This is a genomic window from Gilliamella sp. B3464 (assembly GCF_026536145.1).
Taxonomy (GTDB): Bacteria; Pseudomonadota; Gammaproteobacteria; order Enterobacterales; family Orbaceae; genus Gilliamella.
In genome coordinates, this window is record NZ_JAFNOQ010000012.1 from 16,991 (window position 1) to 41,915 (window position 24,925).

The window sequence follows — 24,925 nt, forward strand, 5'->3', positions numbered from 1 at the left end:
TAGCTATTGATGGGGTAATATTTCTAATAAAGTTATTCTTACAGCTTCTATTCTTTACACAAAATTAGTAAAAAGTGTCTAAATTCTTAATTTTGTTAATCAGTTGTTGACTTAATATAGGCAATTGGGTTTAAAATAGTAGCTTCGGTTATTACAGCGATTGCTTATACCTTTTAAGGTTAAAAATAAGCAGTGTTTTTTTTATTATTAGAAATAGGTAAGAGGGTTATATGTCAGTTTCCTCTCCAGCTTCACCACAAGCTTATATTAAGCATCACCTTGAGAACTTGCAGGTGGGTTCGGGTTTTTGGACCTTTAATCTTGATTCATTATTTTTCTCAATTTTACTTGGTGTGCTTTTCTTATGGATTTTCCATCGTGTAGCAAGGAAAGCAACCAGTGGTGTACCAAGTAAACTACAATGTGCAATCGAGATGATCTTCGAATTTGTTAATAATACTGTCAAAGACATGTTTACAGGTCAAAATAAACTGATCGCTCCACTTGCTTTAACAGTGTTTATTTGGGTTTTCTTAATGAATTTAATGGACCTTATCCCTGTTGATTTTCTACCTTATGCAGCGCAATGGTTAGGTCTTTCTCATTTAAGAGTGGTACCGACAGCTGATGTTAGTATTACAATGTCAATGTCACTCGGCGTGTTTGCACTCATTATTATTTATTCAATCAAGTACAAAGGAATTTCTGGATTTATCAAGGAATATACCCTTCACCCATTTAATCATTGGGCATTTGCGCCGATCAATTTAGTGCTTGAGTTAGTTAGCCTTTTAGCTAAACCCGTATCTTTAGGACTTCGATTATTTGGTAACATGTATGCAGGTGAGCTTATCTTCATCTTAATTGCTGCACTATTACCTTGGTGGTCACAGTGGGTATTATCATTACCGTGGGCCATTTTCCATATTTTAATTATTACATTACAAGCATTTATTTTTATGGTGTTGACGATCGTCTATTTAGCTATGGCATCGGCAACGGAAGAACATTAATTTCACTATTTTTTTGATAATAAACTGGAGTATATAATGGATAGTATGTTATTTGTAGCCGCAGGCATAATGATGGGATTAGCTGCAATTGGTGGTGCAGTTGGTATTGGTTTACTAGGTGGTAAATTCTTAGAAGGTGCTGCACGTCAACCAGAATTAATGCCTATGTTACGTACTCAATTCTTTATTGTTATGGGTCTAGTTGATGCGATCCCAATGATTTGTGTAGGTATTGCACTATATGTCATTTTTGCTGTTGCAGGTTAATAAAAATTTAAGAGGAATCGTCTCATGAATATGAACGCAACTCTCCTCGGCCAAGCAATTACATTTGTATTGTTTGTTTGGTTCTGTATGAAGTTTGTTTGGCCTCCAGTTATCCGCGCGATTGAAAAACGCCAAAAAGAGATAGCGGAAGGACTTGCTTCAGCAGAAACAGCAAAAAAAGATTTGGAATTAGCCAAAGCAAATACATCTGACATAATGCAACAGGCTAAGGTTGAGGCTAATGCAATTATTGAGCAAGCGAATAAACGCAAAGCGGCCATTCTTGAAGAAGCTAAACAAGAAGCTACTCGTGAAAAAGAAAGGATTGTAGCTCAAGGACTTGCTGAAGTTGAAGCTGAGCGTAAACGCGCTCGTGAAGAGCTTAAACAACAAGTTGCTACACTCGCTATTGCCGGTGCAGAAAAAATTATTGAACGTTCTGTTAATGAAGCCGCTAACAGCGACATCATTGATAAACTCGTAGCTGAACTATAAGGAGAATAGAGCAATGGCTGACTTAATTACGATTGCTCGCCCTTATGCTAAAGCCGCTTTCGACTTTGCTGTTGAAAAAAATAGCATCGAATCATGGCACAAAATGTTAGTGTTAACTGCTGAAGTGAGCAAAGATGCTCAAATAAAAAGTATTTTAACATCTGACATGAAAACCGATTCAGTGGCGAACTTACTCATTAACATCTGTAAAGATGTGCTTGATGAGTTTAGCACTAATTTTATTAAAGTGATGGCTGAAAACAAACGTTTATCGCTTCTTCCTGAAGTGTTAACACTGTTTGAGCAATACTGTTTAGAGAGAGAAGCCCAGGCAGACGTTGATGTAATTTCTGCTAACGAGCTGAGCAGTGAACAACTTGATAAAATTTCTGTCGCTGTCGAAAAACGTTTATCACGAAAAGTAAAACTAAAATGTCATATTGATAAATCGCTCATTTCTGGTTTTATTATTCGTACGGGCGATATGGTTATTGATAGTAGTATCAGAGGACGTCTAAATCGACTAAATGACGTTCTACAGTCTTAAGGGGACTGATAATGCAGCTAAATTCAACTGAAATAAGTGAACTAATTAAAGAGCGAATCGCTCAGTTCAATATTGTGAGCGATGCTCACAATGAAGGAACAATCATCTCAGTAAGTGATGGTATCCTTCGAATCCACGGATTAACTGATGTCATGCAAGGCGAAATGATTGCATTACCCGGCAACCGTTATGCAATGGCATTAAACCTTGAAAGAGATTCTGTTGGTGCAGTGGTCATGGGACCCTACGAAGACTTGTCTGAAGGGATGAAAGTACAGTGTACAGGTCGCATTTTACAAGTACCAGTTGGTGATGGTTTATTAGGTCGTGTTATTAATACACTTGGCGAACCAATTGATGGTAAAGGTTCGATTCAACATGACGGCTTCTCACCTGTAGAAGTCGTTGCGCCAGGCGTTATCGACCGTCAATCAGTTGACCAAGCGTTACAAACTGGTTATAAAGCGGTTGACTCAATGATTCCAATTGGTCGTGGTCAACGTGAACTTATCATCGGTGACCGTCAAACGGGTAAAACCGCATTAGCAATCGACGCCATTATCAATCAACGTGATTCTGGTGTTAAATGTATCTACGTCGCAATCGGTCAAAAACAATCAACTATTGCTAACGTAGTACGTAAACTCGAAGAGCATGGTGCACTTAAAAATACGATTGTGGTTGTTGCATCAGCATCTGAATCAGCAGCATTACAATACTTAGCACCTTATGCAGGTTGTGCGATGGGTGAATACTTCCGCGATCGCGGTCAAGATGCACTAATTGTTTATGATGATTTATCTAAACAAGCCGTTGCTTATCGTCAAATTTCATTACTACTTCGTCGCCCACCTGGACGTGAAGCTTATCCTGGTGACGTGTTCTATCTTCACTCACGTTTACTTGAACGTGCAGCGCGTGTTAACGAAGCTTATGTTGAAGAGTTCACTAAAGGCGAAGTAAAAGGTAAAACCGGTTCATTAACTGCGTTACCAATTATCGAAACTCAAGCGGGTGACGTTTCAGCGTTCGTACCAACTAACGTAATTTCGATTACAGATGGTCAGATCTTCCTTGAAACCAGCTTATTTAACTCAGGTATCCGTCCTGCGGTAAACCCGGGTATTTCGGTTTCTCGTGTGGGTGGTGCGGCTCAAACTAAGATAATGAAAAAATTATCAGGCGGTATTCGTACAGCACTTGCACAATATCGTGAACTGGCTGCGTTCTCACAGTTTGCATCTGACTTAGACGAAGCAACAAGAAACCAATTAAGCCATGGTGAAAAGGTAACTGAATTACTCAAACAAAAGCAATATTCACCAATGACAGTTGCTGAGCAATCAATTGTGCTTTACGCTGCTGAACGTGGTTATCTTGAAGATGTTGAACTGACTAAAGTGTTACCATTTGAAGCAGCACTTCTTGCTTATGCCCATAGCCAATATGCCGATTTTGTTAAGGAAATCGATACAACTGGTAACTACAATGATGAGATTGAAAACAAGCTAAAAGCAATGCTTGAAAGCTTTAAATCAACTCAAACTTGGTAAGGATGGGATAACAAATGGCTAATGCAAAAGAGATTAGAACCAAAATTGCCAGTATCCAAAGTACACAAAAGATCACTAAAGCAATGGAGATGGTTGCCAACTCTAAAATGCGTAAAACGCAAGATAGAATGGCAGCTAGCCGACCATATGCCGAAATGATTCGTGAAGTAATTGGACATTTAGCGTTAGCTCAAATAGGTGCCAAGCATCCCTATTTAGAAGAAAGAGATGTTAAGCGAGTTGGCTATCTTATCATTTCGACCGATCGTGGTTTATGCGGTGGTTTAAATATTAATCTTTTCAAAACTGTCATTGCTGATATGTCAGCATGGCAGGAAAAAGGTGTTGAGTCTGATGTCGCTTTAATTGGATCACGAGGGGTATCGTTTTTCTCATCGGTTAAAGCGAACATACTAACCCAAGTAACCAACTTGGGGGATGAACCAACATTATCTGATTTGATTGGACCGGTAAAAACAATGCTTGAGGCATATGACAATGGCAAGGTTGATAGATTATATATTGTCACCAATAAATTTATTAATACCATGTCGCAAAAGCCAACTATACAGCAGTTATTACCATTACCACATTCAGATGATGAAAAGCTTAAAGCTTCATCAGGGGATTATATTTATGAGCCAGATGCGAAATCATTATTAGATGTGATTTTACGTCGTTATATTGAATCACAAGTCTATCAAGCTGTGGTTGAAAATCTAGCGAGTGAACAAGCAGCAAGAATGGTAGCCATGAAAGCAGCAACCGATAACGGTGCAAACTTAATCAATGAATTACAAATTGCGTATAACAAAGCACGTCAAGGTGCAATTACCAATGAATTAATTGATATTGTATCGGGTGCCGCTGCTGTTTCAGGTTAAGGCTAAATATTGGCTAATAGTTAAGAAAAAGACGTAGAGGATTAAAAATGGCTACTGGAAAGATTGTCCAGATCATCGGTGCGGTGGTTGATGTCGAATTCCCTGAAGATGCTGTACCAAAGGTATATGATGCATTAGAAGTGGAAACCGGCACTGAAAAATTAGTTCTGGAAGTTCAGCAACAATTAGGTGGTGGCGTTGTATGTTGTATTGCAATGGGATCATCTGATGGTTTAAGACGTGGACTTAAAGTAGTAAACACAGGTCACGGCATAGAAGTTCCTGTGGGAACAAAAACACTTGGCCGAATTATGAACGTACTTGGTGATCCTGTTGATAAAGCAGGTCCTATTGGTGAAGAAGAGCGTTGGGCAATTCACCGTGCAGCACCAACATACGAAGAGTTGGCTAACTCAACAGAATTACTTGAAACCGGCATCAAAGTTATCGACTTAATTTGTCCTTTTGCTAAAGGGGGTAAAGTTGGTCTATTTGGTGGTGCGGGTGTGGGTAAAACCGTTAATATGATGGAGTTAATTCGTAACATCGCGATCGAACACTCAGGTTACTCAGTATTTACTGGTGTGGGTGAACGTACACGTGAAGGTAACGACTTCTATCACGAAATGAAAGAATCAAACGTACTTGATAAAGTATCACTGGTTTATGGTCAGATGAATGAGCCACCAGGAAACCGTTTACGTGTTGCGTTAACTGGTTTAACCATGGCTGAAAAATTCCGTGACGAAGGTAAAGACGTACTCTTATTTATCGATAATATTTACCGTTATACCTTAGCCGGTACCGAAGTATCAGCTTTATTAGGACGAATGCCATCTGCGGTAGGTTACCAACCAACACTTGCAGAAGAAATGGGTATTCTTCAAGAACGTATCACCTCAACCAAAACAGGGTCAATCACCTCAATTCAAGCGGTATATGTACCTGCGGATGACTTAACCGACCCATCACCAGCAACAACCTTTGCTCACTTAGATGCAACAATCGTATTAAGTCGTCAAATCGCATCATTAGGTATTTATCCAGCGGTTGATCCACTTGACTCAACAAGTCGTCAGTTAGATCCACTTGTTGTTGGTCAAGAACATTACGATTGTGCTCGTGGTGTACAGTCAATTTTGCAACGTTATCAAGAATTAAAAGATATCATTGCAATCCTTGGTATGGATGAATTATCAGAAGATGATAAATTAACTGTTGCTCGTGCACGTAAGATTCAACGTTTCTTATCTCAACCATTCTTCGTTGCGGAAGTATTCACTGGTTCGCCAGGTAAATACGTACCATTAAAAGACACCATCAGTGCATTTAAAGGTATTATGAACGGTGATTATGACCATATTCCTGAACAGGCATTTTATATGGTTGGTTCAATCGACGAAGCGATTGAGAAAGCAAAATCTCTCTAAGAGATTTATAGAACGGAGAGAGCATTATGGCACTAACTTCCTATCAATTAGAAGTTGTTAGTGCTGAATCTCACCTTTTTTCAGGTGATGTTCAGCGAATCAGAGTCACAGGACAAGAAGGTGAACTTGGGATCTATCCTGGTCATACTCCGCTACTTACCATGATTAAACCCGGTATGGTAGGCATTGTGAAAGCAGATGGTGAAGAAGAGTTTATCTATCTATCAGGTGGCATCTTAGAGGTGCAACCGACCCTTGTAACGATTTTAGCCGATACCGCTATTCGCGGAGAAGACTTAGATGAAGCCAGAGCGCAAGAAGCAGTAAGACAAGCGCAAGAGCATATTAATCATCCGAGTGATGATATGTCATTTGCACAAGCATCAGCTGAACTATCAAAAGCTTTAGCGAAAATCCGAGTCATCGAATTAACGCGCCGTATCGGACAATAACTGAGTTACCCTATCCAAACTTAAAAAAGGTTACAAAAATTAAATTTGTAACCTTTTTTACATTTGAACTAGGTGTTAAGTGCTAACTATTAATTTTAGACAAACCTGCAAGTAGTTTATTTTTTAAACTTTCAATAAAACATCTATCAACGTCAATCGGATAAGCACCCGACTGCCATGATCGAAGATAAGCGATTTGTTGAGAGGTTAACTTTACATAATTATTGTTTAAATAAACAACAGCGCTTTGCTCCGACGCCTGCTTCTCGTTCGTTTGCAACGACTCGTTGCTGGCTTTTGCCTTTACTTTCGCTCTGCTCTCTTCACGGCAACGTCGCTCATACCACTGCTGATAATCATCAATTTGATAGGTACATTCCAGTTTAGCACCAAAATCGGTTAACACGGCTTCTGGCAATTGTTCGCTCAGCTTATTTAATGGAAAGGCACAAGCAATAACCCATCTATTTTGATATTTTTTTCAGTCGTGCCGTTTGTAATTTTAAAGCGTAACCAAATAACTATGTTAAAACATAAGCACCTTGATTATAACTACGTAAAAACACACCTTCTTTAAAAAGTAAAATACCCTTGAATTGGTGTTGTAAATTGAGTTTTTCAGAGATATTCATACAAAATATTATAATTCATCAGCCTCGACAAGCAGTCATAATTACCCAACCTAAATTAGAACCAGGCACGTTCCCAATTAGAAAATGACTCGCGAAATATTAAACAACAATAAAGCGCTTTTTGTCATTTAACGAGGCTTAATTTATGAATTTCTACAAGTAATAATTTTGACTCACTTTTGCTTATTTTTTAAGCTAGTTCGGCGCCGGCGGCTCCGACGCCAGCATATGCATTTACATCGCATATGCTGGCTATTGCCATTATAGGCGCATAGCGCCAACAATGGCATCGTCGCTCATATCATCACTTATTTTTTATAACGCTGCTTTAATTTAACGTTTACATGCCACTCGCCCACCTGAACTGTTAGGGGCCTCCATATGTGAAACATAACCAGAAAAATTCACAGTAAAATAAATATTATAAGCGGACCAATCTAATTCGCGCGTCCAGTAGTAAGAAAAATAGGTATTTTGCGCTTCCCAATTCGAATTAGGATAGTTTGTGCCTGCTACCCATCCCCATTCTCCCATAATAGAACTACCAATTGCGCGGATAAAGCTGTTCGGATAAATAGTCCAATTACCGCCAACTGAATTTGCTGGAGAGCTGGTATAATCGCGCCTTAATGGCACATTAGCAAGTCCACCACATAAATTTTGCGCGGTAGCCTGATTTATATCACCACTCTTTATAGGAACTAACCATACCGATGTTGGATTAAAGGTATAATCATGCGATATCGATTTATCATACCCTAAAGTTGCGCGCACTGTCACATTACCTGTTGGCTTATCATTTAATGTAATAAACCCTAATGAATCTACAGCAACCTTACCACCAGGATTACTGATCAAAGTGTAAGTATAGTCCGTTTGTGCACCAGTCATCACTAACTGAAATTTAGCACCAGGAAAGCCAGTTGTCGGAAACGTTTTTGCAGATACCGTTGGTTGGACTTTAAATCCATAATTAGGCACATAATCAGCTGTGTAACCACCACCATGAACAGCATCCGGCGTGCCTTTAGAACCATTCCATTCCCAAGGTCCCGAAACCGGTGAAGTTATTGTTGCATCATAAGTTCGCCACTGCATCTTAGGTGAAAGAACGATGTCATTAGGTTTAGCATAACAAATCATAGAGTCAGGAGCGATCTTATATTTTTTGGTTAACGTCACGCTATCGCTTTCATTGGGTATGCCATATTGAGAATAGGTTTTGAGCACTGCAGATATCTCTAACGTTAACGGCATGACATAACCACTGCCACAACCGATAATATTATTCAAATCACTATTTGGTATTTTATTTCCCTTTCCATCATACCATTGAGAACTTGTCACTGTGAGTAAAAAAGGCTTAATGGGATCTGCTTTATCTCCATCAATATCTGAAAAATTAGTTATACTACTTAAATTATTGTAATAATACGTTTTCACAACAAAATCGCTGAACCGAAGATTTCCATCAAATCTTTTTACTACATCACTAATAATATTGCCACTTGCTTCACTATAAAATACATTTTTTACCGTAAAACCATGTTTATCGGATGCTTCTTTTACATTTGCCACTTTCGGCGCATTACCTATAATATTTTGCACGGTAGTAGAGGTTAAGCCATACGCATTTGGTTGCAAAAATAAACTCATAAATAATATAACGATTATTAACTTTATCTTCGCTATCGAAAAATATAAATTGAAAAATTTTGAGCTAAAAATAGCGAAAAAGTGAATAGATGATTTTACTAATGTAAATGGAAGAATATTTTGTAATAATGCCAATACAGAAAGTCGGTGTTTACTCTCTAATTGACTTAAACCCGATGCCCGATGCCCGATGCCCGATGCCCGATGCCCGATGCCCGATGCCCGATGCCCGATGCCCGATGCCCGATGCCCGATTAAGACCACATTTTAACATATTTTTACTAATCCTTGTAGTGATTTACTTAATTTTTTCATAAAATTCAATTAGATAAACATTAAAACCATTACAACAAACCTGTATAGGAGCTTGTAAAAGTTTTCGTCATAGTAAATAAGTTCGAAAATTTTGTAATGCTCATTTTGGTAAAGATATGTAAAAATTAATTTATTCAATAAGATAGATAAATAATAATGTGATCATAAATAACGTTTTTAAGTTCATTTAGTTTGCATAGATTAAAAAAGCGTATAGTCAATTATTCAGCTGTTAACAGAGTTATACGACTTTTTAAGTACAAAATACTTAGTAACAATAATCATTGTAATCAAGTAAATAACGTTGTATTTAACAATGAAAAATCAACAAGTTAAACAAGGCAATAGCTCAACTTTAAAAGTTTTGGTAAAAAAAAAGACGATTTTGTTGTCAATAAGTCAGATTAATTATTCGTTTATAATCATAAAGCCAACCACTGAGCTAATTAAGATAGGTCATCACCTCAAAGTGTAATTAAGCGAGCAATATAGTTTAATTCTTCCACAGCAAGATAGGTTTTGATCCTATATATATTTAGTAAATTAAATGCCGATCAATAGCAAGTTAGATAAGAGAGAATATAAAATATTTTGTTCCTCAAAAAATGGATTACCCGTGTTTTTTTAGCAAAAATAGTTTATAGATGATTAATTTAATATAAAAATATAGAGTTATCATTCAAAGACCTTGCCAACATTTATCATAATTAAGCTAAATGATAAAACGTTAAACGTTTGCCTTTTCAAAAGGAAAACCCTATCGAAAATATTCATGCATAAAAGATCAAGTGTGAATAATTATCGATGCTGGATTTATTAATCACTATCAGCGATAATTTCAGGCAACTATACTAATTTTAATGTGATTATGTTTACCATTTACCATTCAAATCAAGTCGATTTACTCAAGTCTTTGGTAAGTCAATTAATGCAGCAACAACCATTAAATGATCTATTTATGCCAGACATGGTTATTGTGCAGAGTCAAGGAATGGCACAGTGGTTACAAATTGAGCTTGCTGATGAATTGGGAATTATAGCCAATGTTGAATTTCCTTTCCCTACTCAATTTATTTGGCAACTTTATCAAACGCTATTACCTAATGCTCCCATTGAAAATACGTTTAATCCTGAATCTATGGCTTGGCGCTTATATTATTTATTACCTAAAATTATTGATGAGCCTGAGTTTATTACCCTTAAACATTATTTAAATATTGATAAGCAAGATAGAAAGTTATATCAACTTGCAACTCGTATTGCTCGTTTGTTCGACCAATATTTAGTTTATCGTCCTGATTGGCTGGCACAATGGGAAGCCAATAACACAGTTCAAGAATTAAACTTACATGCCGATGAAGTTTGGCAAGCAAAACTCTGGCGTAAACTAATATCAATTAGTCAACCTTACCATCGCGCTAATATCTATCAACAAATGTTGGAGATTCTAGCAGATCCTCATTTCGATCCAGCACGGCTGACGCCATTACCAAAACGAATTTTTATTTTTGGTATAACTTCACTTCCACCAATTTATTTATCACTACTTTCAGCATTAGGACAACATATTGATGTCCATTTAATGTTTAATAACCCGTGTAAATGGTATTGGGGAGATATCGTTGAGAAACAATTATCACAATCACATAATGACCCAACCCAAATACCCAATGCTTTATTAACCTCGTGGGGAAAATTAGGTCGAGACAACCTATTTTTATTGCAAGAATGTATGAATAAGCAAGATATTGATGTGTTTGTCGATCAACAACGTGATTGTTTATTACACTCTATTCAACAAGATATTTTGGATCTTTATCCCCAAGTGGCAACCCAACACCCCATTCAAACTCAAGACCGCTCTATCTCTATCCATGCTTGTCATAGTGAACAACGCGAAGTTGAAGTGTTATATGACTATCTTTTGTCAATTTTTGATGCCGATCCATCACTTGAGTTACGAGATTGTATTGTAATGGTATCGGATATTGACAAATACGTTCCTTATATTCGTTCAGTTTTTGGTAATGCTTATGGGCAACGCTATTTACCTTTTACAATTTCAGATCAAAAAGCTCGCAATATTGATCCAATAGTACAGGGCTTCTTTGCGATATTGAATTTTCCACAAAGCCGATTTACTGCTGAAGATTTGTTTAATTTACTTGAAATACCAGCCATTTCTAAACAATTTTCAATCGATGAATCACAATTATCACTATTACGAATTTGGATTGTTGAATCTGGCATTCGTTTTGGGCTTGAACATAACCACAGTTGGCTATTTGGGCTTGAACGATTGCTACTGGGTTATACCATGACAAGCGATCAAGGTGGTTGGCAACAAATTTTACCTTATGATGGTGCAACGGGTTTAGATGCTGAATTAATAGGTCAATTAGCTGAATTTATTGGTGTAGTCAGTAAATGGTTAGTGTTATTAGATGAAGATAAACCTTTGGCAGAATGGCAAAGCTGCTGCCTTGAAATTATCAATGACTTTTTTTTCAAAGATGCCCAAAACGAATCAATATTATTGATGATTGAACAAGAGTGGCAAAAGCTGATAAATAGTGGGTTAACAGCTAATTTTTCTGACAAAATTTCAATTACAATTTTACATGATGCAATGCAGGCACGTTTGGAACAAAATCATTTAGCCCATCGCTTTTTAATTGGTAAAATTAACTTTTGTACTATGATGCCGATGCGTTCAATTCCCTTTAAAGTGGTGTGTCTACTGGGTATGAATGATGGTGATTATCCTAGGACTTCATTACCACTAGATTTTGATTTAATTGCAGAACATCCAAGACGAGGGGATCGAAGTCGTCGTAATGATGATCGCTATCTTTTTTTAGAAGCGATATTATCGGCTGAAAATCAATTATATATCAGCTATATTGGTCGTGATATGAAAGATGATAGTGAGCGCTATCCATCTGTTTTAGTTGATGAACTTTGTGATTATATTGCGCAATACTATTGTGAAGAAGGTGCTGAAAAAACAGAAAATACAAAACATTTTCCTGATTTTTTATGTATCCATCATACTCGAACCCCTTTTAATCCACAAAACTTTTTACAAGATCCAAGAAGTTATGCCGATGAATGGTTACCTGCCGCATTGCAGCAAGGTAAAACTGTACCTTTTATCAGCCAAATTACCACTATCACAGTAGATAGTATTAATCTTGATGAACTAAAAAGGTTTTATCAGCATTCAATAAGGTTTTTTTTACAAAAACGCTTCCATTTTTATATCCATTATTTAGATGATAACTTACCCGATGCAGAAAATTTTAATTTAGATAACTTAAAGCGTTATCAATTAAATATAGCAATACTTGAACAACTAATTACAAAAGATGGCAATAATTCACAAGACGATCTTTATCAACGTTTAGCATTAAGTGGGGATTTGCCCGATGGCGCTTTTGGACAGATCATCTATGATGAGCAAAATCAAGCTATGCACGCTTTAGCTGATAAAATTAATCAAGAACGCCTAAACTTTACTACTCAAGAAGTTAATTTAACTATTTCTACAAGTCAATACGATTGTCAGTTGCAAGGATGGTTAACCCATATTCAACAAGATGGTATTTTAACTTGGCGCCCATCTAAATTATCAATTCGTAATGGGATTTCGTTATGGATTGATCACTTACTCTATTGTATTTTAAATCCCGATACACTCGACACTCAAAGCCGTATGTATGGTCGAGAAGAGACCCAATGGCGTTTTTCATATTTAAACGCTAATCAAGCCTTAGGTTTTCTGACTGATTTAGTCGAAGGGTATTTACAGGGGATAAATGAACCATTATTTATGCCAATCGAAAGTGCGTGGAGTTGGTTAATAACAGCCTACAACCCGAAAACCGGTGAAATTGTGCCGAGTGAAAAAGCCAATAATAAATTGTTAAGTACTTGGCAAGGTGGTTTGTATTATCCAGCTGAATGTGATAGTTACTATCAAAGGCTTTATCCTGAACTAACTCAAAATTTGATAGAACAAATTATTGTTTTAGCTAAGCGGTTTTTATTGCCGATCTTATTGCATCAAACAACAGTTGAATAGGAGGCATTATGTTTATTGATACACATTGTCATTTTGATTTTCCACTGTTTACCAATCATTTAGACGAATCAATAAATTATATCCGACAAGCAAATATTACCGGATTGATTATCCCGGCGGTTGCCGCTCATCATTTTGATACGGTGCTACAATTAGCCAATCATTATAACGAAATTTATGCTGCATTAGGATTACACCCAATATATAGCCATACTGAAGCTGATTTAGAACAATTACGTAATCGACTCAGCCATCTACCCCAAAAAGTGGTTGCAATTGGTGAAATAGGTTTAGATAAATATAATCTGACTATCGACTGGCAACAACAATTATTCTTTTTTAGATCACAATTAATGTTGGCTAAACAATTCGATATACCGGTACTTATCCATTCACGTAAAACTCATGATATTATGTATCACGAGTTACGCCAAGCCGATCTGCCTTGTCGTGGCGTGATACATGGTTTTTCAGGTAGCTATCAACAAGCGATGCAATTTATTAAGCTTGGTTATTCTATTGGTGTTGGAGGAGTCATTAGTTATGATCGCGCAAACAAAACACGCAACACAATTGCTAACTTGCCGCTTGCAAGCCTTGTACTCGAAACTGATGCGCCCGATATGCCATTAAGTGGCAAGCAAGGTCAAGCAAATCGACCTGAAAATATCGTCGAGATATTTAAAATTTTAACTGAATTACGCAGTGAATCACCCGAGCAAATACTTAACACTATCTTAACAAATACCTTGACGCTATTTAGTAGAATTAATAGAATGACCACACTGTGCAAAAAATAAATAACTAATTAATTATTATAAAGATATTTTATTTAACTAACCAGATGGTGTTTTTTTATGGCGAAACGTTATAACCAATTTTTTATTCAATCACTTATATCCCTTACACGCTTATTCCCGCTGTGGGCAATACTTTGTGCCGTAGCAGCCTATTTTTTCCCAAGCACATTTTTACCTGTGCGCCCTCATACATCACAGTTATTAATGTTTGTAATGTTTACTATGGGCGTAACGTTAAGTATTGATGATTTTAAACGCGTCGTTACCAAACCTAAAGCGGTAATAATTTGTACCCTACTGCATTATATCGTCATGCCACTGACCGCTTTAATCTTATCTAAATTGTTTACCATGCGACCTGAGTTATTAGTTGGCATGGTTTTAGTCGGTAGTGTTGCGAGTGGTACCGCATCAAATGTTATGATCTATTTAGCAAAAGGCGATGTCGCGTTATCTGTCACAATTTCGTCAGTATCTACCCTAGTTGGCGTAGTTGTTACCCCGCTACTCACGTTATTATTAGTTGGTACCACTGTTGAAGTTCCGGTTCTGGATATGCTTGTTCATATTGTGCAAATTGTGTTAATTCCAATTATATTAGGTTTATTGGTGCACCATTTACTCAACCCATTAGTAAAAAAATGTGAACGTTTTTTACCACTTTTATCGATGATCTGTATTTTATTAATACTTTGTGTTGTAGTTGCAGGTAGCCATGCACAAATAGGACAAGTTGGTTTTACAGTTATTTTTGCAGTTATTATTCATAATGGCTTAGGATTACTGGGTGGTTATTGGGGTGGACGTCTATTTGGATTTGACGAATCAACCTGTCGAACTATGTCACTGGAAGTAGGTATGCAAAACTCAGCATTAGCAGCAACCCTTGGTACAACTTATTTTTCAGCATTATCCGCTTTACCAGCAGCAGTATTCTCAGTTTGGCATAATATTTCAGGTTCATTACTTGCAGGATATTGGCAAGGCAAACCCGTTAAAAATAAGAAAAAAGCCAACAATTAACAAATATTATTGTAGAATAACCTTCAGTACTTTGTCTGACTTAATAATCGATTAAGCCAGGCAAAACAATATACATTCAGGGCTGATATTTTTCCCCTGTTAAGCCCAGTATTCCGATGAATTTTAGGTTAATTAAAATGAATAGCGAATTACAATTATCCCCTTTTGTGTATCGCATATTACCGTGGATCGCGGCATTTGCTTTTTTTATGCAATCGCTTGATACCTCGATATTAAACACTGCACTGCCAACCATGGCTAAAGACCTTAATCAATCACCGTTAAATATGCAATCAGCTGTCATTAGTTATGCTTTAACACTTGCATTGTTTATTCCGGTTAGTGGTTTTTTATCTGACAAATTTGGTACCAGAAATATTTTTGTTATGGCGGTGGGGCTATTTACTTTAGGGTCATTACTTTGTGCTTCATCCAATTCATTAATTTTCTTAGATATCTCACGCGTTATTCAAGGTATTGGTGGTTCCATGATGGTTCCAGTATCACGTTTGGTGCTCATCAAGTCATTTAAACGGAGCGACTTTTTAGTCGCCTTAAACACTGCAACTATTCCCGGTTTAATTGGACCGGTATTAGGGCCGGTACTAGGCGGTTATTTAGTTGACATGGTCAGTTGGCATTGGGTATTTTTAATCAACCTACCTATTGGTTTATTAGGAATGATAATTAGTTTCCGATATATGCCCAACATAAAAGGCGTGCGAATGCCTTTTGATTTATTTGGTTTTATATTTATTGTCATTACTTTTATTAGTGCAACGTTAAGTGTTGAACTTTTAAACCAAAATCAACAATATCAGCTACCCTTGTTACTTGTAATAATTAGTATTGTGTTTTTGTTTATTTATCGAGGATATGCAAATAAAAAACCAGCGCCGTTATTCCCTTTATCACTATTTAAGATTCGTACATTCAAAATAGGAATTATTGGCAATCTAATTTGTCGTTTAGGCATATCGGGGGTGCCTTTTTTAATTCCTCTATTATTACAAGTAGGATTTGGTTATTCAGCCATTTTTGCAGGTATGATGTTGGTACCAATGGCGCTAGCTTCAATCTGTACCAGAATATTCATTCCTCGAATTTTAGGGCGTTTAGGTTACCGTTTTGTATTAGTTGCTAACACCATATTTGCAGGCATTATGATTGCTTTAATGTCACTTTTGAATTCATCATCACCGCTTATCTTTATGTGTTTATTGCTATTTTGTATTGGTGGCATTAACTCTATTCAGTATACAGCGATGAATAGCATCACATTAGCAAATTTAGAAGGCGAAAATACCAGCAGTGGTAATAGTTTAATGGCAGTAAACCAACAATTAGCGATCAGTTTTGGTACAGGATTTGGCGCAGTATTGGTACGATTGATTAGTCATTCAACCAGTACTATTCATGCATTTCAATATACCTTTATTATACTCGGCGTTGTTACCATATTATCAAGCATGATCTTTGCCCAGTTAAAAAAAGAGGATGGACAAAATCTAACCTCTCATCATCAAGAAACAAGGAGATAACAATATGTTCCAGTATCAAATCATTCCAGTTACAGCTTTCCAAGAAAATTGTAGCATCATTTGGTGTGATAAAACCATGGAAGGCGCAATTATCGATCCTGGTGGTGAGCCTGAATTATTAGAAAAAGCAGTAGAAAAGTTAGGCGTTAACATAAAACAAATTTTGCTAACACATGGGCATTTAGATCATGTAGGTGCAGCAGTTACATTAGCAACTAATTTTGGTGTGAAGGTTATCGGACCTAGTCATGAAGATGAATTTTTATTTAATGCCTTACCACAACAATCAATGCAATTTGGTTTTCCCTATACCGAAAGTTTTTTACCCGATCGTTGGCTGAAAGAAGGCGATAAAATCCAAGTCGGCAACATTACACTTGATGTACTTTTTTGCCCCGGCCATACTCCAGGACATATCGTATTTATTAATGCAAAAGATAAAATTGCATTTGTTGGTGATGTACTATTTAAAAGTAGCATTGGACGAACCGATTTTCCTCGTGGAAATCATGCTGATTTAATCTCATCAATAACCCATAAACTTTTCCCACTGGGTGATGATTTTATCTTTGTTCCTGGCCATGGACCTATGTCGAGCTTTGGCAATGAACGAATGACTAACCCTTTTTTAGTCTAAGACAACTATTGGTTTAAATAAAAAGCAACATTAATAATGTAAACTTTTTAATGTTAAAATAGTTTACATTATAGTTTTTTGTATTATTATTGCACTACTGTTTATTTTTTAATGGTAGAAAATAATGAAACTCACAACATATTATCCAACTTATATCAATACACTATTTAACTTATCATCTTGGCAACGCAAACTGTGTGCAACTACAGGGGCGGCCCTACTGCTAGGGTTAGCAGCTAATATCAGTATTCCCACATACCCAGTACCATTCACACTTCAATCGTTAGCCGTATTGTTAATTGGCGCTTTTTTAGGTCGTAAACTAGGTGCATTAACCATACTTCAATATCTCTTTTTAGGTGCAATGGGATTACCACTATTCGCTAACGGTAGCGGTGGAATTATGGCATTAGCTTCACCGTCATCAGGTTATTTGTATGGTTATATATTTAGTGCTTATTTAGCCGGTTTTGCTGCCGAAAAAGGGTACGATCGTCACTTTATTTTAGGATTAATTGCCTTCGCTTGTGCACATCAACTCTTATTTGTATTTGGTGTCGTTTATCTAATGGGATATATGCATATTTCACTTATCGAAGCACTAAAAGTCGGCTACTTACCTTTTGTTGGTGTTGATGCAGCTAAATTTATTATTGCAACTTGCGTAATGTTCTCATTATGGCGCCACCACGCACGCAAATAACCATGCAAATTGGCGATATTATTTTCCAAGCCCAGAATGAAGAAAGCGAATTCAATACAGCGATCACTCATTCTGGTGCCCAAATCAGCGCTGATGACATAATCAATCAAATAAGCCATGTTGGGTTATATATTGGCGATAATATCGTTATTGAAGCCACCCAAAAACATGGGGTAATCTATACCCCCCTTAATGACTTTTTAGCCGTTGCAAAATATAATCTTGTCGCAACCATTTATGATGAGTCAGTCATCAAAAATGCATTAACACGAGTTCAAACCTGCCTTGGGTTGCCCTATAACCATAGTTTTCGAGCAGATGATAAGGGCTTTTACTGTAGTGAACTGATTACTTTTGCCTTTAAATACCCGTCAGGTAAAGATTATTTTCAATTATATCCAATGAATTTTAAAGATTCTGTTACTAACCAAATTATCCCCTATTGGATCGATTATTATCGAGCACTTAACCAAACTATTCCACAAGGTGCATTAGGTTCACATCCACAACAGTTAATGCGGCAAACACATTTATTTAAAACTATCCGAACATATTAAGCTTAGCAAATAAAGTCAATAAAATAGGTCAATTGAACATAAAAAAGCGATTTGAAATAATTTAATTGTTGACATAGCGACATTAAATCTATAATATGCGCGCTACATTTCGGTTCCTCCATAGTTCAGTCGGTAGAACGGCGGACTGTTAATCCGTATGTCACAGGTTCAAGTCCTGTTGGAGGAGCCAACTTCATTCACCTTATGTTTTTCCAACCTTAGCAAATCATTAAAATTATCAATTTTCAAAGTTACTCATCAATACTTGGTGTTAAGCTAACTAGAAAGCTTATTTAGATGGTATAATGCTGTGGAAATTATATGTCTCAATCATCCTTCAATCCTGCAAAACGTTATTAAGCAAAATTGTTTTGTAAAATCTTAAATGATAACGGTTTAACGATATTATCTAAATGAGTTGGAACTGTGGCTCACCGCTAGAATATAAAATTTAAAAAATTATTTTTAGCTGATAAATTGAAAGAATATCTTGCAAAAAAAATCAATCAATAGCATATTTAATACTATTTATTTGATTTAAAGCTTATTTTTAAAATAAGTTAGCTGCTAAAACGCATTTATGAACAATGGCTTAAACGATTAACAATCGTCAATAATTTCTAATAAAATTAATATAAATTTTGTAAAAATGAAATTTAGGAAAAAGAATAATGCATATACATTTTATTATTCACGAAGATTTCGAAGCACCTGGCGCATATGAGCAATGGGCAAAAATACATCAACACACAATTAGCTATTCGCGTGTCTACCTTGGTGAACCCCTTCCAGATAATATCAATAGTATTGATTTTCTAATTATCATGGGTGGACCACAATCACCGGCAACTACAAAACAAGAATGTGCCCATTTTGACTCGTTAGCTGAGCAAGCTATCATTTTATCTGCAATTAAAGCCAATAAAGTTGTTATTGGTGTTTGCCTTGGATCACAATTAATTGGCGAAGCACTTGGTGCACATTACGAACATAGCCCAGAAAAAGAGATTGGCAAATTCCCAATTACGTTGACCGAAGCGGGTAAAAAAAATCCGTTATTTTCTCATTTCGGTGATAGTTTAGCTGTCGGTCACTGGCACAATGATATGCCTGGTTTAACTCAAGATGCCCAAATCATTGCCTATAGTGAAGGCTGTCCACGGCAAATTATTGCTTATGGCAAATTGGTGTATGGTTTTCAATGTCATATGGAGTTAACTCATGAAGTGGTTGCTAAGCTCATTGCACATTCTCAAGATGATATTAGTCAAGCTGCAAATTATCGCTTTGTCGATACAGAAGACAAATTACGCGCGCACGATTATAGCCAAATGAACTTAAAGTTGTTTATTTTTCTCGATAAACTTAACAAGTATTATCACTCCACCTGTAAAAATTGATCCATTATTCGATATAAAAACTGTCAATTATGCAAAAAATTGTAGTAGATAAACCGGAAAAACGCAGCCCTTTAAGGTTAAAATTAGGAAAAGAATACTTTATTTTAAAACGTAAACTAGATTGGTGGAAAAATCGTAAGCTATATAGTACTGTCGACATCAATAATCACGCGTGCCGTTATTCCCATAAAAAACATCAATCGGTTTTATTAAGGCAGTTAAAAGATGTGGATATGTATCTGCAATACAACAAAATCACCAATCTACACTTAGCGGTAGAAAAACTCAATGGTTCAATCATAAAACCGAATCAACGTTTTTCGATCTGGCATAACATCGGGCGCCCAACGAAAAAGCGCGGTTTTTTAGAAGGTCTTTCACTGCACAATGGCAAAATTGGTAAAGATATTGGTGGGGGACTTTGTCAGTTAGGCAATTTAATTTATTGGATGGTTTTGCATTCTGAATTAACGGTTATAGAACGCTGGCGACATAGTTTTGATGTTTTTCCTGATGTAAACCGCACTCGCGACCTTATCTTATAACTATGTTGATTTGCAGCTACTCAACAAAACCAATACAACATACCGCCTTAATCTTTGGCTTGATGATAAATATTTACATGGGGAACTACTTGCTGATACTCCGTTATGTTATCAATATGAAGTTTTCGAAACCGATCATCGCATTGAGCAACAATGGTGGGGAGGTTACACAAGGCACAATAAAATATGGCAACGAAAAACCCATTTAATAGATCATTATCAGCAAGAAAAGCTGATTTGTGAAAATCATGCCATTATGATGTACGTACCCTATTTAAAAAATAGTGAAGATTAATTAACAACCATAAGAAAATAGTAATTTTCACAAACAAATAGTCATCAACTATCTAAATAATAGTTTGTGAGCCATATTAATAACTCGTATACTGCTTAAATTAAGTAGTTAATAATAATATATATGAAAGGAGCAACTTCATGGCCTACACTTTACCAGCGCTACCTTATGCGTATGATGCATTAGAACCTTATATTGATGAACAAACTATGCATCTACATCATGACAAACACCATCAAACTTATGTCAATAATGCCAACGGCATTTTAGAAACACTATCTGATGAAATCAAACAATTAAGCCCTGAAGCTTTATTAGCTAATTTGGACAAAGTGCCAAGCGATAAAGTTACCGGAATTAAAAATAATGTGGGTGGGCATGTTAATCACACTTTATTTTGGGAACTACTAAAAGTGGGAACTGAACTTAAAGGTGAACTAAAAGCCGCAATTGAAAAAGATTTTGGTACAGTTGATGCATTTAAAGAAAAATTTTCAGCAGCAGCGGCAAGTCGTTTTGGCTCAGGTTGGGCATGGTTAGTATTACAAAATGGTAAACTTGCAGTTGTATCAACAGCAAACCAAGATTCTCCGCTAATGGGTGAAAAATATTCAGGTGTTTCTGGTACACCAATTTTAGCACTTGATGTTTGGGAGCATGCTTATTATCTAAAATACCAAAATCGTCGTGCTGATTACATTGGTGCATTTTGGAATGTCATTAACTGGGACAAAGTGGCTGAACTTTATGCTCAAGCTAAAAAATAATTAATTTAAATAGTTCTGTTTTGAGTTAAAAATGACGCATGATGCGTCATTTTTATTTTCAACAATAATGTATCAAAGCAAGGATAAGACATAAAATTGCTAATTGCTAATTTATGTATAAATCCGCTACAATGTGCGATTATGCCAAAATTATAAAAACCAACAAAAATAAAACATGTTTGAAATTAATCCAATAAAATCCAAAATAGCTGAACTTACTGAGCGCACAAATGTCATTCGGGGGTATCTTTGACTATGATCTCAAGAAAGAACGTCTTGAGGAAGTCAATGCCGAATTAGAACAATCCGAAGTTTGGGCCGATCCAGAAAAAGCACAAGCATTAGGCAAAGAACGCGTTGCGCTAGAAGAGATCATCAATACCATCAATACCTTAGAACAAGGTCTGGACGACGTCGAAGGTCTACTTGAACTTGCTATTGAAGCAGAAGATCAAGACACTTTTGACGAAGCCAATCAAGAACTTGAACAACTCGAAAAAAAGCTAGCTGGTCTTGAATTTCGCCGAATGTTCTCGGGTGATTATGACAGTGCTGACTGTTACTTAGATATCCAATCAGGCTCAGGTGGTACTGAAGCCCAAGATTGGGCGGAAATGTTACTGAGAATGTATTTACGCTGGGCTGAATCGAAAGGTTTTACAACCGAAGTGATGGAAGTATCAGACGGTGATGTAGCTGGCATAAAATCAGCCACAATCAAAGTAACCGGCGATTATGCTTATGGTTGGTTACGCACTGAAACCGGTGTCCACCGCTTAGTACGAAAAAGCCCATTTGACTCAGGAAACCGCCGTCATACCTCATTTGCATCGGTATTTGTCTATCCAGAAGTTGATGACAATATTGATATCGACATCAATCCAGCCGATCTGCGCATCGACGTTTATCGTGCATCGGGCGCGGGTGGTCAGCATGTCAATAAAACCGAATCTGCTGTACGTATTACCCACGTACCAACGGGAATTGTGACACAATGTCAAAATAACCGCTCGCAACATAGTAATAAAGATCAGGCCATGAAACAGTTAAAAGCAAAACTGTATGAGCTTGAAATGCACAAAAAGAATGCCGAAAAACAACAAATGGAAGAAAACAAATCCGATATTGGTTGGGGCAGCCAAATTCGTTCGTATGTACTTGATGATTCACGAATCAAAGACTTACGCACAGGCGTTGAAACACGCAATACGCAAGCCGTTTTAGACGGTGATTTAGATCAATTTATTGAAGAAAGCTTAAAAGCCGGTTTATAACTGGTAATAAATAAAAGGTAAAATTATGTCAACACAGCAAGAGCAACAAAACCATATTGAAGAGTTAAATAACGAGCTTACAATACGTCGTGAAAAGCTAGCTGCAATTCGCAAACAAGGCATTGCTTTCCCGAATGATTTTCGTCGTGACGCAATTTCAAGCGATCTTCATAAATTGTATGATGATAAAACTAACGAAGAGTTAATTGAAAATAAAATTACTGTCACTGTTGCCGGTCGAATGATGATGCGCCGTATTATGGGTAAAGCCTCATTTGTATCATTACAAGATGTTGCAGGGCAAATCCAGCTCTATGTCACTCGTGATGATCTACCCGAAAATTACTACAACGAACAATTCAAAAAATGGGATCTTGGTGACATCGTCGGTGCTAAAGGTTACTTATTCAAAACCAAAACAGGTGAACTATCAATTCATTGTGAAGAAATCCGCCTACTAACTAAAGCATTACGCCCATTACCAGATAAATTCCACGGCTTAGCAGATCAAGAAATGCGCTATCGTCAACGTTACCTTGATTTAATTACTAATCAACAATCACGTGACACCTTTATTGCTCGCTCAAAAGTGGTAACTGAAATTCGTAACTTTATGTTAGAAAATCACTTTATGGAAGTCGAAACCCCAATGATGCAAGTCATCCCAGGTGGTGCATCAGCCAAACCATTTATTACTCACCACAATGCGCTTGATTTAGATATGTATCTACGTATTGCCCCTGAACTTTATTTAAAACGTTTAGTTGTAGGTGGTTTTGAACGAGTATTTGAAATTAATCGAAACTTCCGTAATGAAGGCGTATCACCAAGACATAATCCAGAGTTTACCATGATGGAAATGTACATGGCTTATGCCGATTACAAAGACCTGATTGTTTTAACTGAAGCATTATTCCGCCGCCTTGCAATCGCCGTAACGGGTAATCCAGTTGTACAATATGGCGAGCATACTTTCGATTTTGGCAAACCATTTATCAAAATGACTATGCGTGAGGCAATTTGTCATTACCGCCCAGAAACCAATAATGCTGATTTAGATGATTTTGATAAAGCGTGTGCAATTGCCAAAGCTGTCGGTATTAAAATTGAAAAAAGTTGGGGACTCGGTCGAGTAGTGACTGAAATTTTTGAAGAAGTTGCCGAGGCTAACTTAATTCAACCAACGTTTATTACTGAATATCCGGCTGAAGTATCGCCACTTGCTCGCCGTAACGACGAAAATCCATTTGTAACAGACCGATTTGAGTTCTTTATTGGTGGACGTGAAATTGGTAACGGCTTCTCAGAACTTAACGATGCTGAAGACCAAGCACAACGTTTTGCCGATCAGGTATCGCAAAAAGATGCGGGTGATGACGAAGCAATGTTCTATGATGAAGATTATATCACCGCATTAGAGCACGGCTTACCGCCAACAGCTGGACTAGGAATTGGGATTGACCGAACAGTAATGCTATTTACCAACAGTCATACCATTCGTGATGTCATTTTGTTCCCAACTATGCGTCCAATTAAATAAACCAAATACCACAAAAAACTCATCTATTAAAAAATAGGTGAGTTTTGTCAGTAAGCACTTATATTTTCTTTAACTTTTCTAAAATTATTTTACTCACAATAAGCATATTATATATGCAATATATATCTAATTAGGCTTTTCCAATTGCCAATCAAGTTCACTTAACATTAATATAATTTAGCATCATGCTTAACGCCACACATGTAGCCTATAACTTAATTAGTAACAGATAAATAATATAGTAAGTTATTGCTCACTATAAACATGACCACTAAACGTGGATTACGAATATATAAAGGTTTTATCAGGACTTTTCATTAAACTAAATACTGAGAAGTGAATTTTACATAAACATAACTTAGCAATCATAGAGTATATTTGTTTGATTCATACTCAAATAAGTTATTAACTTACGCTAAAGCAAATCAGCAATCTTTGCGTTTTTAATGCTCACTATTATTTAGCATTAGGTTCACTTAATTACATAAATAACCATAATATGATAATCAATCACA

The 24,925-nt window shown here is 36.6% G+C and carries 23 protein-coding genes and 1 tRNA gene; 22 read left to right on the forward strand and 2 right to left on the reverse strand.

Annotated elements, in window-relative coordinates; all coding sequences use genetic code 11:
- The first annotated feature begins 230 nt into the window (after positions 1-230).
- Genes atpB through J3U57_RS11305 form a run of 8 tightly spaced genes read left to right on the forward strand, consistent with a single transcriptional unit; the run spans position 231 to position 6,641 of the window.
- Positions 231-1,013 carry a F0F1 ATP synthase subunit A gene (gene atpB / locus J3U57_RS11270; protein ID WP_267344902.1) on the forward strand — a complete coding sequence of 261 codons (783 nt, stop codon included), beginning with the start codon at positions 231-233 and terminating at the stop codon, positions 1,011-1,013.
- Positions 1,014-1,049: 36 nt separating this feature from the next.
- Entirely contained in the window at positions 1,050-1,280 is a 231-nt protein-coding gene (gene atpE, locus J3U57_RS11275) for a F0F1 ATP synthase subunit C (protein ID WP_034901511.1), read from the forward strand.
- Between the two features lie 24 nt (positions 1,281-1,304).
- Positions 1,305-1,775 (forward strand): F0F1 ATP synthase subunit B, encoded by a 471-nt coding sequence (gene atpF, locus J3U57_RS11280; RefSeq protein ID WP_065563773.1) that lies wholly within the window; start codon positions 1,305-1,307, stop codon positions 1,773-1,775.
- A 13-nt stretch (positions 1,776-1,788) separates the two neighbouring features.
- On the forward strand, positions 1,789-2,322 hold the full coding sequence (gene atpH / locus J3U57_RS11285) for a F0F1 ATP synthase subunit delta (protein WP_267333961.1): 534 nt from the start codon (positions 1,789-1,791) through the stop codon (positions 2,320-2,322).
- A gap of 11 nt (positions 2,323-2,333) precedes the next feature.
- Complete coding sequence (atpA, locus tag J3U57_RS11290; RefSeq protein ID WP_416379598.1) at positions 2,334-3,875, forward strand: F0F1 ATP synthase subunit alpha; 1,542 nt, start codon at positions 2,334-2,336, stop codon at positions 3,873-3,875.
- Positions 3,876-3,889: 14 nt separating this feature from the next.
- Positions 3,890-4,759, forward strand: a complete 870-nt coding sequence (gene atpG / locus J3U57_RS11295) for a F0F1 ATP synthase subunit gamma (protein ID WP_065633167.1) — start codon at positions 3,890-3,892, stop codon at positions 4,757-4,759.
- Positions 4,760-4,806: 47 nt separating this feature from the next.
- Positions 4,807-6,189 carry a F0F1 ATP synthase subunit beta gene (gene atpD / locus J3U57_RS11300; RefSeq protein WP_267333962.1) on the forward strand — a complete coding sequence of 461 codons (1,383 nt, stop codon included), beginning with the start codon at positions 4,807-4,809 and terminating at the stop codon, positions 6,187-6,189.
- 26 nt (positions 6,190-6,215) lie between these two features.
- On the forward strand, positions 6,216-6,641 hold the full coding sequence (locus tag J3U57_RS11305; protein WP_065633169.1) for a F0F1 ATP synthase subunit epsilon: 426 nt from the start codon (positions 6,216-6,218) through the stop codon (positions 6,639-6,641).
- 82 nt (positions 6,642-6,723) lie between these two features.
- On the opposite strand, the gene J3U57_RS11310 is transcribed toward J3U57_RS11305, so the two are convergent.
- Entirely contained in the window at positions 6,724-7,059 is a 336-nt protein-coding gene (locus J3U57_RS11310) for a hypothetical protein (protein ID WP_267344901.1), read from the reverse strand.
- A 2,021-nt stretch (positions 7,060-9,080) separates the two neighbouring features.
- Positions 9,081-9,203, reverse strand: coding sequence for a hypothetical protein (locus J3U57_RS12860; RefSeq protein WP_416379679.1), 123 nt, complete (start codon positions 9,201-9,203; stop codon positions 9,081-9,083).
- 909 nt (positions 9,204-10,112) lie between these two features.
- Here J3U57_RS12860 and recC point away from each other — a divergent pair.
- The 14 genes from recC (at position 10,113) to lysS (ending at position 24,410) form a co-directional block, all read left to right on the forward strand.
- Positions 10,113-13,328, forward strand: coding sequence for an exodeoxyribonuclease V subunit gamma (gene recC / locus J3U57_RS11320; RefSeq protein WP_267344763.1), 3,216 nt, complete (start codon positions 10,113-10,115; stop codon positions 13,326-13,328).
- A gap of 8 nt (positions 13,329-13,336) precedes the next feature.
- On the forward strand, positions 13,337-14,128 hold the full coding sequence (locus J3U57_RS11325; RefSeq protein WP_267344765.1) for a TatD family hydrolase: 792 nt from the start codon (positions 13,337-13,339) through the stop codon (positions 14,126-14,128).
- Between the two features lie 57 nt (positions 14,129-14,185).
- Entirely contained in the window at positions 14,186-15,151 is a 966-nt protein-coding gene (panS, locus tag J3U57_RS11330; protein ID WP_267334330.1) for a ketopantoate/pantoate/pantothenate transporter PanS, read from the forward strand.
- 137 nt (positions 15,152-15,288) lie between these two features.
- Complete coding sequence (locus J3U57_RS11335; RefSeq protein ID WP_065633176.1) at positions 15,289-16,692, forward strand: MFS transporter; 1,404 nt, start codon at positions 15,289-15,291, stop codon at positions 16,690-16,692.
- Between the two features lie 4 nt (positions 16,693-16,696).
- A complete protein-coding gene (locus J3U57_RS11340) occupies positions 16,697-17,329 on the forward strand; it encodes an MBL fold metallo-hydrolase (RefSeq protein ID WP_065633177.1) in 633 nt (210 codons plus the stop codon).
- A gap of 124 nt (positions 17,330-17,453) precedes the next feature.
- Positions 17,454-18,032, forward strand: a complete 579-nt coding sequence (locus J3U57_RS11345; protein ID WP_065633178.1) for a biotin transporter BioY — start codon at positions 17,454-17,456, stop codon at positions 18,030-18,032.
- Positions 18,008-18,589 carry a YiiX/YebB-like N1pC/P60 family cysteine hydrolase gene (locus tag J3U57_RS11350; RefSeq protein ID WP_267334332.1) on the forward strand — a complete coding sequence of 194 codons (582 nt, stop codon included), beginning with the start codon at positions 18,008-18,010 and terminating at the stop codon, positions 18,587-18,589. Before J3U57_RS11345 ends, J3U57_RS11350 begins: the two co-directional genes overlap by 25 nt.
- Before the next feature lie 114 nt (positions 18,590-18,703).
- Positions 18,704-18,779, forward strand: a tRNA-Asn gene (locus tag J3U57_RS11355).
- Positions 18,780-19,260: 481 nt separating this feature from the next.
- Entirely contained in the window at positions 19,261-19,989 is a 729-nt protein-coding gene (locus tag J3U57_RS11360; protein WP_267344766.1) for a type 1 glutamine amidotransferase, read from the forward strand.
- Between the two features lie 29 nt (positions 19,990-20,018).
- Positions 20,019-20,534 (forward strand): VanW family protein, encoded by a 516-nt coding sequence (locus tag J3U57_RS11365; RefSeq protein ID WP_267344767.1) that lies wholly within the window; start codon positions 20,019-20,021, stop codon positions 20,532-20,534.
- Positions 20,535-20,544: 10 nt separating this feature from the next.
- On the forward strand, positions 20,545-20,829 hold the full coding sequence (locus J3U57_RS11370) for a hypothetical protein (protein WP_267344768.1): 285 nt from the start codon (positions 20,545-20,547) through the stop codon (positions 20,827-20,829).
- Between the two features lie 140 nt (positions 20,830-20,969).
- Entirely contained in the window at positions 20,970-21,596 is a 627-nt protein-coding gene (locus J3U57_RS11375; protein ID WP_267334342.1) for a Fe-Mn family superoxide dismutase, read from the forward strand.
- A gap of 175 nt (positions 21,597-21,771) precedes the next feature.
- A protein-coding gene (gene prfB, locus J3U57_RS11380) for a peptide chain release factor 2 (protein WP_323849472.1) occupies positions 21,772-22,870 on the forward strand; the annotation gives its coding sequence in 2 pieces (ribosomal slippage) (positions 21,772-21,846 and positions 21,848-22,870; 1,098 coding nt in all).
- A 25-nt stretch (positions 22,871-22,895) separates the two neighbouring features.
- Positions 22,896-24,410, forward strand: coding sequence for a lysine--tRNA ligase (gene lysS / locus J3U57_RS11385; protein WP_267344771.1), 1,515 nt, complete (start codon positions 22,896-22,898; stop codon positions 24,408-24,410).
- Positions 24,411-24,925 lie beyond the last annotated feature (515 nt).